The following is a 14,725-nucleotide window of genomic DNA, read 5'->3' as shown; positions in this document are numbered from 1 at the left end:
ATCGCCCGTAGACCCGAGTGCGGCAGGATGAGCGCATGACCCGTTTCGTCGTCGCCCCGCAGTGGCAGGGATCATCGTCGGCGCGCGCGATGCAGCTGATCGACGGTGCACTCGCGATCGCCGAAGACCTGCCGCGCTCCACGACCACGGTCCTGGAGGTCCCCGCCGAGGCGGGCGAGAGCCTGGGGACGGGCGTCCGGCGCCTGAGCTCGCTCACGCGGGTGCGCGCCGCCATCGAGCAGTCGATCGCCTCGGGTGAGGGCCCCGCGCTCGTGGTCGGCGGAGACTGCGGCGTGGCGCTGGCCGGCGTGGCCGCGGTCGCGGGGCCCGACCTCGCGGTCATCTGGATGGGCGCCCACGTCGACCTGAACACTCCCGACACCTCGTCATCGGGAGCCTTCCACGGCATGGTGCTGCGTTCGATCCTCGGCGACGGAGTGGACGGCATGAGGCTGGCGCCCGGCACGATCACGCCCGATCGCGTGATCCTGACGGGGACTCGCGAGATGGAACTCGAAGAGGAGTTGTACGTCGATGCGACCGGCATCCGCGTCATCTCCGTCGCCGAGCTGGCCGATCCCGAAATCCTCGCCGACGCGGTCGCCCGCACCGGCGCCGCCCGCGTCTACATCCACGTCGACCTCGACGTGCTCGACCCAGGCGAAGTGAGCGGCCTCACTCACCCCGTGCCGTTCGGCGCCACGCCCGCCCAGGTCGTCGCGGCGATCCGCGCGGTCCGGGCTCGCCTGCCCCTCGCCGGCGCGTCGCTGGCGGAGTTCTCGCCGTCGTCGTCGGAGGCGGCGGTCGAAGACCTCGGTACGATCCTGCGCATCGTCGGGGCGCTCGCATGAGCCCGATCCCGACCCCGCCCGCCGACTGGCGCGAGGCGGCCGAGCGCGCCGTCGACCGCGGCCGAAGACTCGACCGCTTCATCCCCGCCTTCCTGCTCGACTCGCAGATCAGTCTCGTCGGGTACTGGTACGGCACCGCGGTCGGCTGGGTGTGGGGGTCGATCTGGAGCACGGGTCGCGTCGAGCGGCGCGCGGGCATGTGGGTGTTCCGCGGGATGCCGAGCTGGGCGTTCCCGCGCGGCGGCGTATGCGCGGGAGGATGCTTCCTGACCGGCGATGCTCCGGTGACCGACGCACTCCTGCGCCACGAGGCCACCCACATGCGGCAGTGGCGCCGCTACGGCTTCCTGATGCCGGTGCTGTACCGGCTCGCCGGCCGCGACGCTCTGCGCAACCGCTTCGAGATCGAGGCGGGCTTGGCCGACGGCAATTACGTCCCGCGCGGAGCCTGAGCCGTCCCCACCCGGTGCACCTGGCGGCCGAGCACGATCACGACCGCGAGCGGGATGACGATCCAGAACAGGTTGGGCAGGATCGCGACCATCAGGAACCCGACGAGGTTGCCGCTCTCCAGCGACTGACGCGTCATCTCCAGTCCGCTGGATGCTTCGACCAGGAAGTAGATCACGGTCTTCCAGAAGGTCGCGGTCGTCACGATCAGCGCGAGCACGACGCCGGAGAAGCGCTTGGCCTTCGTCAGCGCCCAGACGATGACGATCACCTCGAGCAGGTTCGCCCAGCTCTGCGCACTGCCGAACGCGTCGAAGCCGGCATAGCGGTGGTCGAAGCTCGAGTAGAAGACGTGACCCGGCCACATCCCGGCGAGCGGTCCGCCCGCGTGGGAGAGCGGGCCCAGCAGCACGTAGCAGGCGTCGTAGGTCTGGATGATGGCCGAGATGGTCAGCCAGACGATGATCCACGTCGGAAGCCGCAGATCGCGCGGATCGACGAGCCGGGGGGTTTCGACGGAGGTCGTAGGGGCGCTCATGGCCCCGAGATTAGTGCGAAGCGCAGCTCACCGCGCGGTCGACAGGCCGAATCGCTCGGGCGTGTGGATGCCCTCTGCCGCGATCCCGAGTCGGTCGGTCAGGTGATCGACGATGTCGGCGGTGCCGAGGTAGCCCCCCAGGAGGAAGATGCGCGTGCCTGTGCCCGTGCCGGCGGAGTGGCCATCGGTGTGGTCGGGGTCGCCGCAGAGCATCTCGTCCGCCCATGCGGTCACCGCACGCGACAGCGCCTCACCGGGCACGCAGCCCCGGCTGGTGCCGGGGGCACCCGAGCGGACCGCGCGATCCAGCCACGTGACGGTCATGCGCGCCGGAATGTCGAGCTGGGTCTGCCACGAGGCATCCGGGATCTCGATGAAGACCCGTCCGGTCGAACACATCGGCAGCGTCGCCAGCAGCACCTCGAGGTCGGACAGCGAGGTCTCGTCTGCGGTGATCAGATGCTGCACCCGGGTGTGGCGCGATGCGCGGCAGGCGCTGGCGTTGTGCTCGGTGGACGTGAGCTCGAGGGATGTGGTCATGACGAAGTCAGTATACCCTCACAAAGGATTGCCTAACCTGTGCATTCCGCCTCACCCGCAGCTCACGGTCGCGGCGGTACCGGATACCGCCCCGCGATCGCGACCCGGTTGAACGCGTTGATCGACACGAGGATCCAGCTCAGGGCCACGTACTCCTCCTCGCTCAGGATGCCGCCGACATGGTCGTACACCTCGTCGGGGATGCCGTCGTCGTGGATGAAGGTGAACGACTCGGTCAGTTCGAGGGCCGCGCGCTCGCGATCGGTGAACACACCCGACTCGCGCCACGTGGGCAGCTGCGTGATGTCATCGACGCCGACACCCGCCGCAACCGCCCGATCGACGTGGATGCGCACGCAGTACGCACAGCCGTTCAGCTGCGACGCATGGATCTGGATGAGCTCCTTGAGCCGATCGTCGATGCCGTGTGCGGTGGCGAGCGCACCGACCGTCTTGGAGAACGCTTCGAGGGCCTTGTACGACTCCGGTGCGGAGCGGGAGAGGTGCACGCGGCGTTCTTCCGTCATGCCTCCAGCCTAGCCAGCCGGGCCGCGGCTGTGCCCGGGGGTTTACCGGAGCGCCAGAATGGATGCGTGACAGACACCGATTTCGACGAGTTCTCGTTCCTCGGGGGCCAGGCCGCGGACGCGGGCATCGCAGGGCCCCTCCCCCGCACGGAGCGCCTGAACCTCAGCCTCCCCGACGGCCGCACGCTCAGCGCGCTGCGCTACACCCCGCAAGACAGTGCCCCAGGCGCGCTCCCGGTCGTCACATTCCTCCACGGCGCAGGGCTGAACGCCCACACGTGGGACACGACGATCCTCGCGCTCGGCCTGCCCGCCCTCGCGATCGATCTGGCCGGCCACGGCGACTCGTCGTGGCGCGACGACTATGCGTATGTCGCACGGGTGCTCGCCCCCGATGTCGTGGCGGCGATGCAGGAGTGGACGGATGCTCCGCAGCTGCTGGTCGGACAGTCGCTGGGCGGGCTGACCGCCGCGGCGGTCGCGGCCGCCCGGCCCGACCTCGTGCGCGAGCTGGTCGTCATCGACATCACGCCGGGGGTCGACCCCTCGGCGGGGCCGACGCAGATCCGCGACTTCTTCGCCGGGCCGACGGACTGGGCCTCGCGCGATGAGCTCGTCGACCGCGCCCTCGCCTTCGGGCTCGGGGGATCCCGCGCGGCAGCGGAGCGCGGCGTGTACCTCAACTCCCGCGTGCGGCCGGACGGGCGCGTGGAGTGGAAGCATCATTTCGCCCATCTCGCGGCCGCGATGGCCGCGGCCGCGGCGACGGCACCGGAGGGCGCCGCGCCGGCGGATGCCGTATCGGCAGTCCTCGGCGAGTCCGGGTGGGACGACCTCGCCGGCGCCACCGCGCCCACGACCCTCATCCGCGGCGACCGCGGTTACGTCACGGAGGCGGACGCCGAAGAGTTCGCGCGACGGATGCCCGCAGCATCCGTCGAACTGATGTCGTCGGGGCACAACGTACAGGAGGAGCAGCCCGTGCAGCTCGGCCGCCGCCTTCGCGAGGCGCTCGCGAACGCCTAACACTTCGGCGTCGTTCGCGGTAACGCACGGCGCTTCACCCTCGCCGCGACCCTAGGCTTGTCTCTCGCACCCGACTCGTCGATTCCCCGGCATCGTGGTTCAGCACTACGGTGCGGCATCGCGGCCCGAACCGCGACACCGCGGCCCTGCGAAAGGATTCCCCATGTTCCGCCGTACCGCCCTCACCGCCGCAGCGATGCTCGCCGCCGGCGCGCTGCTCCTCTCGGCCTGCTCCGGCGGCGCGGCGCCTTCCGCCAGCGGCACCGGCGCAGCCGATCCGGACGCCAAGATCACCGTGGGGCTCGTGCTGGAGCCGACGAACCTCGACATCCGCCACACGAGCGGTGCCGCGCTCGAGCAGGTGCTGATCGACAACATCTACCAGGGCCTGGTCACCCGCACGCAGGACAACGAGATCGCGCCCGCGCTGGCCACCGACGACACGGTCTCGGATGACGGCCTGACGTACACGTTCACGCTCGCGCAGGGCGTGAAGTTCCACGACGGCACCGACCTCACCGTCGATGACGTCGTGCACTCGCTCGCCCAGGTCAAGGACGACAAGACAGTGATCGGGCACGACGCCTTCGCCGGCGTCACCTCGATCGCCGCCGACGGCACCGACAAGGTCGTCGTCACACTCGCCGCTCCCGACCAGAACTTCCTCTTCACCCTCACGGGCCCGGCGGGGCTCGTGTTCAAGACCGGAGACACCACCGACCTGAAGGTCGCCGAGAACGGCACCGGACCCTTCACACTCGTGAAGTGGACCCAGGGCGACAGCATCGAGTTCGCGCGCAACGACGCGTACTGGGGGAAGAAGGCCGGAGTGGCAGGCGTCGTGTTCGACTACATCCCCGACTTCACCGCCGGCGTCAACGCCGCCCTCGACGGCAGTCTCGACGTCCTGACCGCGGTCGACCCCAACCTCGCCTCGCAGCTGGACGGCCAGCAGGGCTTCGCGCTGACCACCGGGAAGACGACCGACAAGGGAACGCTCGCGTTCAACAACCAGCGCGCGCCGCTGAACGACGTGCGCGTGCGCCAGGCCCTGCGCCTCGCGATCAATCACGACGACCTGGTGACGGCGATCGGAGCCGGCCAAACGCTCTACGGGCCGATTCCCGAGCTCGACCCGGGCTACGAGGATCTCTCGGACGTCGTCTCGTACGATCCCGATCAGGCGAAAGCCCTGCTGGCCAAGGCCGGCGTGAGCAATCTCGCGCTGACCCTCACCATCCCCTCCTTCTACGGCACGACCGTTCCGCAGGTGCTCGTCTCGGACTTCAACGCCATCGGTGTCGACCTCACCGTCGACTCGGTCGAATTCAGCACCTGGCTGCAGGACGTCTACACCAACCACGACTACGACCTGAGCTTCGTGCTGCACGTCGAGCCGCGCGACTTCGGCAACTTCGCGAACCCGGACTACTACTTCGGCTACGACAACCCCCAGGTCCAGTCCCTCTACGCGCAGGCACTCGCGGAGGTCGACCCGGCCAAGTCGGCCGACCTGCTCGCGCAGGCTGCCCGCATCGTATCGGAGGATGCCGCCGCGGACTGGCTCTACAACGGCGCGACCATCACGGCCGTGAACTCGACGGTGAACGGATTCCCGGTGGATTCGATCAACTCGCGGATCAATCTCGCCGGCGTGACCGCATCGACCGACTAGGAACGTCGCCGGAGTGCTCCGCTACACGTTGACACGGGCTGCCCTGCTGCTGGTGGGGCTGATCGTGGCCAGCGTGCTCATCTTCCTCTCGCTGCGGGTGCTGCCCGGCGATGTCGCGCAGCTGATCGCCGGCACTCAGGGCACGCCCGCACAGGTCGCGGCGATCCGGGAGAGTCTGGGGCTCGACCGCCCCCTTCCGCTCCAGTACCTGGAATGGATGGGCGGAGTGCTCCGCGGCGACCTGGGCACGTCGCTCGTGACCGGTTCGTCGGTCGGCGCCGAGCTGGCGCAGAAGGCGCAGGTCAGCATCCCGCTCGGGATCATGGCGCTGATCATCGCGGTGGTGTTCAGCGTTCCGTTGGGCGTGCTGTCGGCGGTGCGCCGCGGGCGCGGCGACGGAACGGCCCTGAGCGTCGGCTCGCAGGCGCTGGCGGCCGTGCCGGTCGTCTGGGCCGGCATGATGCTCGTCGTCGTCTTCGCGGTATGGCTCGGCTGGCTGCCGGCGCAGGGCTTCCCGCGTGACGGATGGGCCGACCCCGCCGCGGCTTTCCGCTCCCTTGTGCTTCCCGCCCTCACGATCGGGATCGTGGAGGGCGCGATGCTCATGCGGTTCGTGCGCAGCGCAACGCTGCAGGCGATCGGCCAGGACTACGTCCGCACAGCCGCAGCCAAGGGTCTCACCCGCAACACGGCCTTGATCCGCCACGGCCTGCCCAACGTCGCCCTCTCGGTCATCACGGTGCTGGGCCTGCAGGTCGCCGGCATCGTCGTGGGAGCCGTGGTGATCGAGCAACTGTTCACACTGCCGGGCATCGGGAGGATGCTGGTCGCCGACGTCGGCGCACGCGATCTGCCGAAAGTGCAGGGCGAGCTGCTGCTGCTGACCGGATTCGTGCTCGTGGTCGGGTTCGCCGTCGACCTCCTGCATCGTGCCCTTGACCCCCGTCAGAGGGAGACGTCGTGACAGATCCGGCCATCGAGACAGGTGCAGCCCGCTCCCTCCGGCGCTCCTCTTGGCTCGCGCGCCTCTGGTCGCTGTCGACCGGACGTTTCGGCCTCATCGTGGTGGCCGCGGTGATCGTCACCGCGATCGTGTCGCTCGTGTGGACGCCGTTCGACCCGCAGAAGACCGACATCCCCGGCCGTTGGGCCCTCCCGGGCTGGCCGCACCTGCTCGGGACCGACGGTTCGGGGCGCGATCTGTTGAGCCTCCTGATGGCCGGTTCGCGCACGACGATCATCGTCGCGGTCGGCGCGGGAACCATCGCCACGGTGATCGGCGTCGCGCTCGCGGCGCTCGGAGCGCTGAGCACGCGGTGGGTGCGGGAATCGGTCGCCGTGTTCGTCGACATCCTGATCGCCTTCCCCGTGCTGATCATCGCGATGATGATCTCGGCCCTGTTCGGCGGGTCACTGTGGGTCGTCATCTGGGCGGTGGGCATCGGATTCGGCGTGAACATCGCCCGCGTCACCCGCCCCGAGCTGCGCCGCGTGCTGCAGACCGACTTCGTCCTCGCGGGCCGCGCGTCGGGTCTCACATCCGCGCAGAACCTCTGGCGCCACCTCATGCCCAACGTCGCGCCCGTGTTCATCGTCCAGCTGTCGTGGGGCATGGCCGTCGCGGTGCTGGCCGAGGCGGGCCTGTCGTATCTCGGGTTCGGCGCCTCTGTGACCGAACCGTCGTGGGGCCTTCTGCTGGCCGATCTGCAGCGCTACATCGCGGTGTACCCACTGTCGGTGGTCTGGCCGGGCCTGACCATCACGGTGACGGTACTCGGGCTGAACCTCCTGGGCGACGCGCTGCGCGAAGCGACCGATCCCACCCTGTCGCACGGCACCGACCCCCTGCATCCCCCACGCGGCTCGATCCGGCACGTTCCAGGGGTCATCTCGTGAGCCTCGAAGTGCAGGGCCTCACCGTCGACATCGCCGGGCGCCGGGTTGTCGACGGCGTGTCGTTCGACGTGCCCGATGGTGCACGCGTCGGGCTGATCGGCGAGTCAGGATCGGGCAAGTCGCTCACCGCGCTCGCGATCCTGGGCCTGCTGCCCGACGGCGCGAGCGCCGGAGGAAGCGTGCGGTGGGACGGTCGCGAGCTGATCGGCCTCGCCGATCGCGAGCTCGCCGAGCTGCGCGGCGATGAGATCGGCATCGTCTTCCAGGAGCCGCGCACGGCGCTGAACCCGATCCGCACCGTGGGACGCCAGATCGCCGAGTCGATCAGGATCCACGAGAAGGTGCCCAAACGCGAAGCGCTCGCCCGCGCCGTCGCCGAGGCATCCCGCGTCGCCCTTCCCGATCCGCAGCGCATCGTCGACCGCTACCCGCATCAGCTCTCCGGTGGGCAGCGCCAGCGCGTTGCGATCGCGATGGCGCTGGCGTGCCGGCCGCGGCTGCTGATCGCGGACGAGCCGACCACCGCGCTGGATGTCACGATCCAGGCCGAGGTGCTCGAGCTTCTGCGCACGCTCGTGGAGGACGACGGCATGGGACTCGTGTTCATCACGCACGACCTGGCCGTGCTCTCGCAGATCGCCACCTACGGCGTCGTGCTCGAGGATGGTCGCGTGGTCGAAGCCGGACCCGTCGCGCAGCTGCTGAGCACGCCCGTCTCACCGGTCACGCAAGGCCTGCTGCGTGATGCCACCGCCACCCTCTGGCGACCGGGAGGCATCGGATGATCGACCCCCAGCCCGAGATCCTCCTGCGCGGGCGCGCACTCACGCGCAGATTCGCGCTCCCGAAAGAGTCGCTGTTCGAGCGCGCGCGCGTGGCGACCGCGCTCGACGACGTCGACATCGACGTCCGCGCCGGTTCGGCTGTCGGCATCATCGGTGAATCCGGATCGGGCAAATCCACCCTCATCCGGCTGCTGCTCGCTCTGGATGCACCGACGGCAGGAACCGTCGAGTTCGAAGGACGACCCGTGGATGCTGCGGCCGGCGCGCGGCAGCTGCACTGGCTGCGCCGCCAGACGGGGATCGTCTTCCAGGATCCGTACGCGTCGCTGGACCCGCGGATGAGCGTGGGCCGGATCGTCGGCGAGCCGCTCTGGGCTCTCGGGATCGAAGGGGATCGGCGCACGCGGGTGCGCCAGGTCCTCGACGAAGTGGGCCTGGAAGCCGACATGGCCACGCGCTTCCCGCACGAGTTCTCCGGCGGCCAGCGCCAGCGGATCGCGCTCGCGCGGGCGATCGCCCACCGCCCTCGGCTCCTGGTGGGCGACGAGCCGCTCTCAGCGCTCGATGTCACGGTTCGCGCGCAGATCCTCGAGCTGCTCGCCGAGCTCCGGGTGCGCGAGAACCTCACGCTCGTCATGGTGTCGCACGACATCGGCGTCGTGCAGAACCTGTGCGATGAGGTCATCGTGATGAAGGACGGACACATTGTCGAGGCGGGTGCGACCGCGAGGGTGCTGCAGCAGCCGCAGGCCGACTACACCCGCCGGCTGCTCGCGTCGATCCCCGCAATCGACCCCGGATCACCCTGACGCAGTCGGAGGGTCGGGCTAGCCTCGAACCATGACGCACGCGATCGTTCCGCCCTACCTGCTCGCCCGCATCGCCAGCGTGCAGGAGCCGACGTGGGCGCACGCGGCGGAGGCCGCCCGCACCACCCTGGCGGCCTCGCGGGACTACCACACCCCGCGCACCCGGCTGCGCCTGTCGATCGACGCTCCGGGCACCCTGGTCGCGGAAGCTGCCCCCGCGCCCGACCGCACGATCTTCGACGCGAAGGGCCGCGAGACCCTGCCGGGCACCCGTGTGCGGGGCGAAGACGATCCGCCGACCGCCGACGAAGCGGTCGATGAGGCGTTCGACGGCCTGGGCGCCACCTTCGACTTCTACTCCCAGGCCTATGGGCGCAACGGCATCGACGCTGCCGGAGGAGCCCTCGAGGCGACCGTCCACTACGGGCGCAACTACGACAACGCGTTCTGGAACGGCGAGCGCATGGTGTTCGGCGACGGTGACGGCGAGGTCTTCACCGGTTTCACCGGCTCGCTCACCGTGATCGCGCACGAGCTCACCCACGGGGTCACCGAGCACGAGGGGGGCCTGGACTACTCCGGTCAGTCCGGCGCGCTGAACGAGTCGCTGTCCGACGTGTTCGGCGCGCTCGTCGAGCAGTACGCACTCACGCAGACCGTCGAGGCCGCGAGCTGGCTCATCGGCGCGGGCATCTTCACCCCGGCGGTGCAGGGCACAGCCCTCCGCTCGCTCAAGGCACCCGGCACGGCGTACGACGACGACGTGCTCGGGCGCGACCCCCAGCCGGCGCACATGGACCATTACGTGAAGACGACCGACGACAACGGCGGCGTCCACATCAACTCCGGCATCCCGAATCATGCGTTCTACCTGACCGCGTCCGCGCTCGGCGGCCATGCATGGGAGCGGGCGGGGCTCATCTGGTACCGCGCCCTCACCGGCGACCTGCCCTCTTCGGCCGATTTCGCGACGTTCGCCGCCGCCACCCTGAAGGCGGCGGGGGCGGAGTACGGTGAGACCTCGAAGGAGGCCGCCGCCGTCCGCGCCGGATGGGTCGGAGTCGGTGTGCTCGAAGATGACCGCTCGAGGACCGCACGCGGGTGACGCGGATGCTGCGGCGTCGCCCGCGCACGTCACGGTCACGGTGACCCGCACCGGCGGATTCGCGGGGCTCCGGCGAGAGTGGAGCGCCGCGCCGCCCGCCGACCAGACGTTGCAGTGGATCGCGCTGATCCGCAGCTGCCCCTGGGAGGCTGTGGCTGTGGCCCTAGCCGGCGAGCCGCGGGGCGCCGACCGGTTCGTGTGGCGCATCCGCGCGCAGTGCGGGCCGGACGAGCTGGCCGCAGACCTCGCCGACGATGATGTCAGCGGGCCGTGGCTCGACCTCGTCGACGTCGTGCGCGGCACCGCGTCGAAGTCGTAGCGGTCACCGGCCGAACAGGCCCCGCTTCTTGGCCGGCTTGAGGTGCTTCTGCAGTGAGATCGTGCCGAGCCAGCGGCCGAACTTGTAACCGACCCGGCCCATCCTCCCCACCTCGACGAATCCGAGCTTCTCGTGCAGGGCGATGGATGCCTCGGCGCCTTTGTCGCTGACGATCGCGACCATCTCGCGGATCCCGGCGGCTTCGCTCGCGGCGATCAGAGCCACCAGCAGCGCGCGCCCCAGACCCTTTCCCGCGGCGGCGTGCCCGAGGTAGATCGAGTTCTCCACACTGAACCGGTACGCGGATTTGGTGGACAGCGGAGAGACGAGTGCGTAGCCCAGGATCTGCCCGCTCGGAGACTCGGCGACCAGGAACGGCATCCCGAGCTTCGCGAGGTGCTCGAACTTCTCGCGCCACTGCGCGAGGCTCCACTTCTTCTCGTCGAAAGTCACCACCGAGTTGGTGACGTAGTAGTTGTAGATCTCGCGGATGTCGGGAATGTCACGCGGCTCCGCCGAGCGGATCTCGTACGCGAACGGGGTTTCGACGGCCTGAGGGCGGAGGTGCCGCGGCAGCACGCGCCGCTTGTCGTATTCCTCCTCGAGCATGCCGAAATCCTATGCCGTCCGGGACGTTCCGCGAGCCTCAGTCCGGCAGTCGCCAGTCGACCGGCTCCGCACCCTGCGCGGCGAGGAGCTCGTTCGCGCGCGAGAACGGCCGCGAGCCGAAGAATCCCCTGCTGGCCGAGAGCGGGGACGGGTGGGCGGACTCGATGATCGGCGTCGCACCCAGGAGCGGGCGCAGGTTCGCCGCATCCCTCCCCCACAGGATCGCCACGAGCGGGCGATCGCGTGCCACGAGCTCACGGATCGCGTGCTCGGTCACCTTCTCCCATCCCCAGCCGCGGTGGGATGCCGGTGCCCCGGGCGCGACGGTGAGCACGCGGTTCAGCAGCATGACGCCCTGATCGCTCCAGCCCGACAGGTCCCCGTGGGAGGCGGGTGGGATGCCGAGATCGGTCTCACGCTCCCGGTAGATGTTCGCGAGGCTGCGCGGCAGCGGTCGCACGTGCCGGTCGACGGCGAACGAGAGCCCGATGGGGTGGCCCGGCGTCGGATAGGGATCCTGGCCGACGATGAGCACCTTGACGGCGTCGCGCGGGCGCGCGAAGGCGCGCAGGACCAGGTCGCCCGCGGGCAGGTAGTGGCGACCGGCGGCCACCTCGGCGCGCAGGCGATCACCGACGGCGGCGATGTCTGGCCCGACCGGCGCGAGCGACAAGGCCCACTCGGGGTCGATCAATCCGGCGTCGGCCAGTTGGCCCAGACTCATCGCCATCGCCTCAGGCGGCATCCTCTTCGATGACCGATCCCCGCGACGACCACGGGAAGTCGATCCACAGCGCCGTCTCGCGCCACGAGTAGTCGGGCATCGCGACGGATCCGGGCTTGGTGTACACCGTGGCCGACCGCACCTCCGCGCCGGCGTCGCGCAGCAGCGCGACGGCGAGTGCGAGCGTCCGGCCGCTGTCGGCGACATCGTCGACCAGCAGCACGCGCCTGCCCTCGAGGTAGGTGATGTCCAGGGCCGGCGGAAGAATCTCCGGGGCATCGAGCACTTCGCCGACGCCGGTGTAGAACTCCACGTTGAGCGCGCCGCAGTTCTTCGCACCGAGCGCGTACGCGATCGCGCCGCCGGGGAGGAGCCCGCCGCGCGCGATCGCCACGACGACCTCCGGTTCGAAGCCGTCGGCCACGATAGTCCGGGCGATGTCGCGCGTCGCCGCGCCGAATGCGTCCCAGGTCAGGGTTTCGCGCACCGGCGCGCCGTGCGTCGCGCCCTCGAGCACCTCGGTCATCAGCATCCTCTCGCTGTCCTCAGCGTAGAGCGGTCACACGTGCGGCGGGCGCACGCGCAGCGGTCCGCGGGTGAGCAGGTGCTGCGCGGACTGGGCCACCGGGCGCATCGTGATCAGGTCGAGGTTGACGTGCGCCGGGGAGTTCAGCGCGTAGGCGATCACGTCGGCCACGTCGGCTGCGACCAGCGGAGCCTCGACGCCGTTGTAGACCGCGTCTGCCGCGTCGGCGTCTCCGCCGAGCCGGTTCACCGTGAACTCCTCGGTCCGCACCATCCCCGGCGCGACCTCGACGACGCGGATCGGCTCACCGGCGAGCTCGAGCCGGAGCGCGTGGGCGAGCATCGACTCGCCGGCCTTGGCGGCGTTGTACCCCGCGCCGCCCGGATACGCCGTCTGCGCAGCGGTGGAGGTCACGAAGACGGTGTCGGCATGCCCATCGGATGCTGCGGCCGCGCGCAGCTGCGGAAGCAGAGCCGCGACGAGCCGCTGGGTGGCCACCACGTTGATCTGGAACATCCACTCCCAGTCTTCGGCGTATCCGTCCTCCACCCGCTCGGTGCCGCGTGCGCCGCCCGCGACCTGCACGAGCGCGTGGACGGGTCCGGTCTCGGCGAGCCACACGGCGAGCGCATCGACGTCGGCCTGCGCGGTCAGGTCTGCCGCGAACCCGGTGATCCCGGCATCCGCCTGCAACGCATCCAGCCGGTCGGCGCGGCGTGCGACGCCCACCACATCCCAGCCGCTCGCCCGCAGCGCACGCGCCGTCGCCTCACCGATCCCGGAGCTCGCCCCGGTCACCACCGCTCGTCGTGCCATGTGTTCCCCCTGCTGTCTCCGCTCAAGGCTACCCAGGCGCAGCGACCGGATTGTGTTACGTAACATTGCCCGTCCGTTGTCGACGGAGGATGCCGCACCTACGCTCGCAATCAGACCCGGCGCATCGGCGCAACCGTGGTCCCACCCGAGCGAAGCAGGAGCACGGCCATGGCACTCCCCGAGAACTGGCGTTTCGAGACCAAGCAGATCCACTCGGGCGCCGCGCCCGATCCGGTCACCAAGGCTCGCGCCACTCCCATCTACCAGACGACCTCCTACGTGTTCGACAGCGCCGATCACGCCGCGAACCTGTTCGCGCTCGCTGAATTCGGCAATATCTACACGCGCATCCAGAACCCCACCCAGGACGTCGTCGAGCAGCGCCTCGCGGCGCTCGAAGGCGGAACCGGCGCCCTGCTGGTCGCGAGCGGCCAGGCCGCCGAGACCTACGCCGTCCTCAACATCGCCGAGGCCGGCGACCACATCGTGTCGTCGTCGTCGATCTACGGCGGCACGTACAACCTCTTCAAGTACACGCTCGCCAAGCTCGGCATCGAGACGACGTTCGTCGAGAATCAGGACGACGCCGAGGAGTGGGCCGCCGCCGTGCGCCCCAACACCAAGCTGTTCTTCGCCGAGACCATCGGCAACCCCAAGATCAACATCCTCGACATCCGCAAGGTCGCCGACGTGGCGCACACCAACGGCGTTCCGCTGATCGTCGACAACACGATCGCGACCCCGTACCTGATCAAGCCGTTCGAGTTCGGTGCCGACATCGTCGTGCACTCGGCCACGAAGTTCCTCGGCGGCCACGGCACGACGATCGGCGGCATCATCGTCGACGGCGGCACGTTCGAGTGGTCGAAGAACGTCGACAAGTTCCCGGGCCTCACCGTCCCCGACCCGTCGTACCACGGCGCCAGCTACACGGCAGCCGTCGGCGATGGTCTCGCGTACATCATCAAGGCGCGCGTGCAGCTGCTGCGCGACCTCGGTGCCGCGATCGCCCCGATCAGCGCATGGCTGCTCATCCAGGGCATCGAGACCCTGTCGCTGCGCATCGAGCGGCACGTGCAGAATGCACAGGAGATCGCCGAATGGCTCGAGAATCGCGATGACGTCGCGTCGGTGAACTACTCCGGCCTGCCGACCTCGCCGTGGTACGCGACTGCCAACCAGTACGCGCCCAAGGGCGTCGGCGCCGTCCTGTCGTTCGAGCTGAAGGGCGGAGTGGAGGCCGGGCGCGAGTTCGTCAACAGCCTGACCCTCTTCAGCCACCTCGCCAACATCGGCGACGTGCGCTCGCTCGTGATCCACCCGGCCTCGACGACCCACTCGCAGCTCACCCCTGAGCAGCAGCTGACCTCGGGGGTCACGCCCGGGCTCGTGCGTCTCTCGGTCGGACTCGAGAACATCGACGACCTCGAGGCCGACCTCGAGCAGGCGCTGGACGCCGCCCGTCGCGTTGCGGAGGCCGCGCGCGCCTGACGCAACCCGCATTGCCCGCCTGACCCGAGACGCCCTTC

18 protein-coding genes are annotated in these 14,725 nt (G+C 69.8%); 11 read left to right on the top strand and 7 right to left on the bottom strand.

Annotated features, from left to right (window positions below):
• Positions 1–35: 35 nt before the first annotated feature.
• Both ACFE6Z_RS06075 and ACFE6Z_RS06070 read left to right on the top strand, forming a co-directional pair.
• Positions 36–851, top strand: coding sequence for an arginase family protein (locus ACFE6Z_RS06075; RefSeq protein ID WP_375384815.1), 816 nt, complete (start codon positions 36–38; stop codon positions 849–851).
• Positions 848–1,303 carry a Fe-S oxidoreductase gene (locus tag ACFE6Z_RS06070; protein ID WP_375384814.1) on the top strand — a complete coding sequence of 152 codons (456 nt, stop codon included), beginning with the start codon at positions 848–850 and terminating at the stop codon, positions 1,301–1,303. Before ACFE6Z_RS06075 ends, ACFE6Z_RS06070 begins: the two co-directional genes overlap by 4 nt.
• Here ACFE6Z_RS06070 and ACFE6Z_RS06065 read toward each other — a convergent pair.
• The 3 genes from ACFE6Z_RS06065 to ACFE6Z_RS06055 all read right to left on the bottom strand — a co-directional run bounded on the left by ACFE6Z_RS06065 (position 1,282) and on the right by ACFE6Z_RS06055 (position 2,906).
• Positions 1,282–1,839, bottom strand: coding sequence for a hypothetical protein (locus ACFE6Z_RS06065; protein WP_375384813.1), 558 nt, complete (start codon positions 1,837–1,839; stop codon positions 1,282–1,284). The two genes, ACFE6Z_RS06070 and ACFE6Z_RS06065, sit on opposite strands and share 22 nt — an antisense overlap.
• A gap of 27 nt (positions 1,840–1,866) precedes the next feature.
• A complete protein-coding gene (locus tag ACFE6Z_RS06060; protein WP_375384812.1) occupies positions 1,867–2,379 on the bottom strand; it encodes an SIP domain-containing protein in 513 nt (170 codons plus the stop codon).
• 62 nt (positions 2,380–2,441) lie between these two features.
• A complete protein-coding gene (locus tag ACFE6Z_RS06055; RefSeq protein WP_375384811.1) occupies positions 2,442–2,906 on the bottom strand; it encodes a carboxymuconolactone decarboxylase family protein in 465 nt (154 codons plus the stop codon).
• A gap of 66 nt (positions 2,907–2,972) precedes the next feature.
• Between ACFE6Z_RS06055 and ACFE6Z_RS06050 the strand changes: the two genes are divergently transcribed.
• The 8 genes from ACFE6Z_RS06050 (at position 2,973) to ACFE6Z_RS06015 (ending at position 10,521) form a co-directional block, all read left to right on the top strand.
• Positions 2,973–3,932, top strand: coding sequence for an alpha/beta fold hydrolase (locus tag ACFE6Z_RS06050; protein ID WP_375384810.1), 960 nt, complete (start codon positions 2,973–2,975; stop codon positions 3,930–3,932).
• A gap of 163 nt (positions 3,933–4,095) precedes the next feature.
• Complete coding sequence (locus tag ACFE6Z_RS06045; RefSeq protein ID WP_375384809.1) at positions 4,096–5,607, top strand: ABC transporter substrate-binding protein; 1,512 nt, start codon at positions 4,096–4,098, stop codon at positions 5,605–5,607.
• Positions 5,608–5,620: 13 nt separating this feature from the next.
• Positions 5,621–6,571: an ABC transporter permease gene (locus ACFE6Z_RS06040; RefSeq protein WP_375384808.1), complete on the top strand. Its 951-nt coding sequence runs from the start codon at positions 5,621–5,623 to the stop codon at positions 6,569–6,571.
• 11 nt (positions 6,572–6,582) lie between these two features.
• Entirely contained in the window at positions 6,583–7,503 is a 921-nt protein-coding gene (locus tag ACFE6Z_RS06035) for an ABC transporter permease (RefSeq protein WP_375384997.1), read from the top strand.
• Positions 7,500–8,288: an ABC transporter ATP-binding protein gene (locus ACFE6Z_RS06030; protein WP_375384807.1), complete on the top strand. Its 789-nt coding sequence runs from the start codon at positions 7,500–7,502 to the stop codon at positions 8,286–8,288. The genes ACFE6Z_RS06035 and ACFE6Z_RS06030 overlap by 4 nt, the downstream gene beginning before the upstream one ends.
• Positions 8,285–9,097, top strand: coding sequence for an ATP-binding cassette domain-containing protein (locus ACFE6Z_RS06025; protein WP_375384806.1), 813 nt, complete (start codon positions 8,285–8,287; stop codon positions 9,095–9,097). The genes ACFE6Z_RS06030 and ACFE6Z_RS06025 overlap by 4 nt, the downstream gene beginning before the upstream one ends.
• A gap of 31 nt (positions 9,098–9,128) precedes the next feature.
• Positions 9,129–10,202: a M4 family metallopeptidase gene (locus tag ACFE6Z_RS06020; RefSeq protein ID WP_375384805.1), complete on the top strand. Its 1,074-nt coding sequence runs from the start codon at positions 9,129–9,131 to the stop codon at positions 10,200–10,202.
• Positions 10,174–10,521, top strand: coding sequence for a protealysin inhibitor emfourin (locus ACFE6Z_RS06015; protein ID WP_375384804.1), 348 nt, complete (start codon positions 10,174–10,176; stop codon positions 10,519–10,521). Before ACFE6Z_RS06020 ends, ACFE6Z_RS06015 begins: the two co-directional genes overlap by 29 nt.
• Before the next feature lie 3 nt (positions 10,522–10,524).
• Here the strand turns inward: ACFE6Z_RS06015 and ACFE6Z_RS06010 are convergent, their stop codons facing one another.
• The 4 genes from ACFE6Z_RS06010 to ACFE6Z_RS05995 are packed head-to-tail and all read right to left on the bottom strand — an operon-like array spanning position 10,525 to position 13,196.
• A complete protein-coding gene (locus ACFE6Z_RS06010; protein ID WP_375384803.1) occupies positions 10,525–11,130 on the bottom strand; it encodes a GNAT family N-acetyltransferase in 606 nt (201 codons plus the stop codon).
• Positions 11,131–11,167: 37 nt separating this feature from the next.
• Positions 11,168–11,860, bottom strand: coding sequence for a uracil-DNA glycosylase (locus ACFE6Z_RS06005; protein WP_375384802.1), 693 nt, complete (start codon positions 11,858–11,860; stop codon positions 11,168–11,170).
• Between the two features lie 4 nt (positions 11,861–11,864).
• A complete protein-coding gene (locus ACFE6Z_RS06000; protein ID WP_375384801.1) occupies positions 11,865–12,386 on the bottom strand; it encodes a phosphoribosyltransferase in 522 nt (173 codons plus the stop codon).
• A 27-nt stretch (positions 12,387–12,413) separates the two neighbouring features.
• Positions 12,414–13,196, bottom strand: coding sequence for an SDR family oxidoreductase (locus tag ACFE6Z_RS05995; RefSeq protein WP_375384800.1), 783 nt, complete (start codon positions 13,194–13,196; stop codon positions 12,414–12,416).
• Positions 13,197–13,364: 168 nt separating this feature from the next.
• On the opposite strand from ACFE6Z_RS05995, the gene ACFE6Z_RS05990 reads away from it, so the two are divergent.
• Entirely contained in the window at positions 13,365–14,687 is a 1,323-nt protein-coding gene (locus ACFE6Z_RS05990; protein ID WP_375384799.1) for a bifunctional o-acetylhomoserine/o-acetylserine sulfhydrylase, read from the top strand.
• Positions 14,688–14,725 lie beyond the last annotated feature (38 nt).

This window comes from uncultured Microbacterium sp. (assembly GCF_964244775.1).
Taxonomy (GTDB): Bacteria; Actinomycetota; Actinomycetes; order Actinomycetales; family Microbacteriaceae; genus Microbacterium.
This window is presented reverse-complemented; position numbering and strand designations above follow the sequence as displayed.

Bases quoted from the DNA above. Each gene is read 5' to 3' on its own strand.
- ACFE6Z_RS06025 (WP_375384806.1), top strand. From the start codon at position 8,285: ATGATCGACCCCCAGCCCGAGATCCTCCTGCGCGGGCGCGCACTCACG.
- ACFE6Z_RS06005 (WP_375384802.1), bottom strand. From the start codon at position 11,860: ATGGCGATGAGTCTGGGCCAACTGGCCGACGCCGGATTGATCGACCCC.
- ACFE6Z_RS06015 (WP_375384804.1), top strand. From the start codon at position 10,174: ATGACCGCTCGAGGACCGCACGCGGGTGACGCGGATGCTGCGGCGTCG.
- ACFE6Z_RS06000 (WP_375384801.1), bottom strand. From the start codon at position 12,386: ATGCTGATGACCGAGGTGCTCGAGGGCGCGACGCACGGCGCGCCGGTG.
- ACFE6Z_RS06045 (WP_375384809.1), top strand. From the start codon at position 4,096: ATGTTCCGCCGTACCGCCCTCACCGCCGCAGCGATGCTCGCCGCCGGC.
- ACFE6Z_RS06070 (WP_375384814.1), top strand. From the start codon at position 848: ATGAGCCCGATCCCGACCCCGCCCGCCGACTGGCGCGAGGCGGCCGAG.
- ACFE6Z_RS05990 (WP_375384799.1), top strand. From the start codon at position 13,365: ATGGCACTCCCCGAGAACTGGCGTTTCGAGACCAAGCAGATCCACTCG.
- ACFE6Z_RS06020 (WP_375384805.1), top strand. From the start codon at position 9,129: ATGACGCACGCGATCGTTCCGCCCTACCTGCTCGCCCGCATCGCCAGC.
- ACFE6Z_RS06065 (WP_375384813.1), bottom strand. From the start codon at position 1,839: ATGAGCGCCCCTACGACCTCCGTCGAAACCCCCCGGCTCGTCGATCCG.
- ACFE6Z_RS06055 (WP_375384811.1), bottom strand. From the start codon at position 2,906: ATGACGGAAGAACGCCGCGTGCACCTCTCCCGCTCCGCACCGGAGTCG.
- ACFE6Z_RS06075 (WP_375384815.1), top strand. From the start codon at position 36: ATGACCCGTTTCGTCGTCGCCCCGCAGTGGCAGGGATCATCGTCGGCG.
- ACFE6Z_RS06010 (WP_375384803.1), bottom strand. From the start codon at position 11,130: ATGCTCGAGGAGGAATACGACAAGCGGCGCGTGCTGCCGCGGCACCTC.
- ACFE6Z_RS06060 (WP_375384812.1), bottom strand. From the start codon at position 2,379: ATGACCACATCCCTCGAGCTCACGTCCACCGAGCACAACGCCAGCGCC.
- ACFE6Z_RS05995 (WP_375384800.1), bottom strand. From the start codon at position 13,196: ATGGCACGACGAGCGGTGGTGACCGGGGCGAGCTCCGGGATCGGTGAG.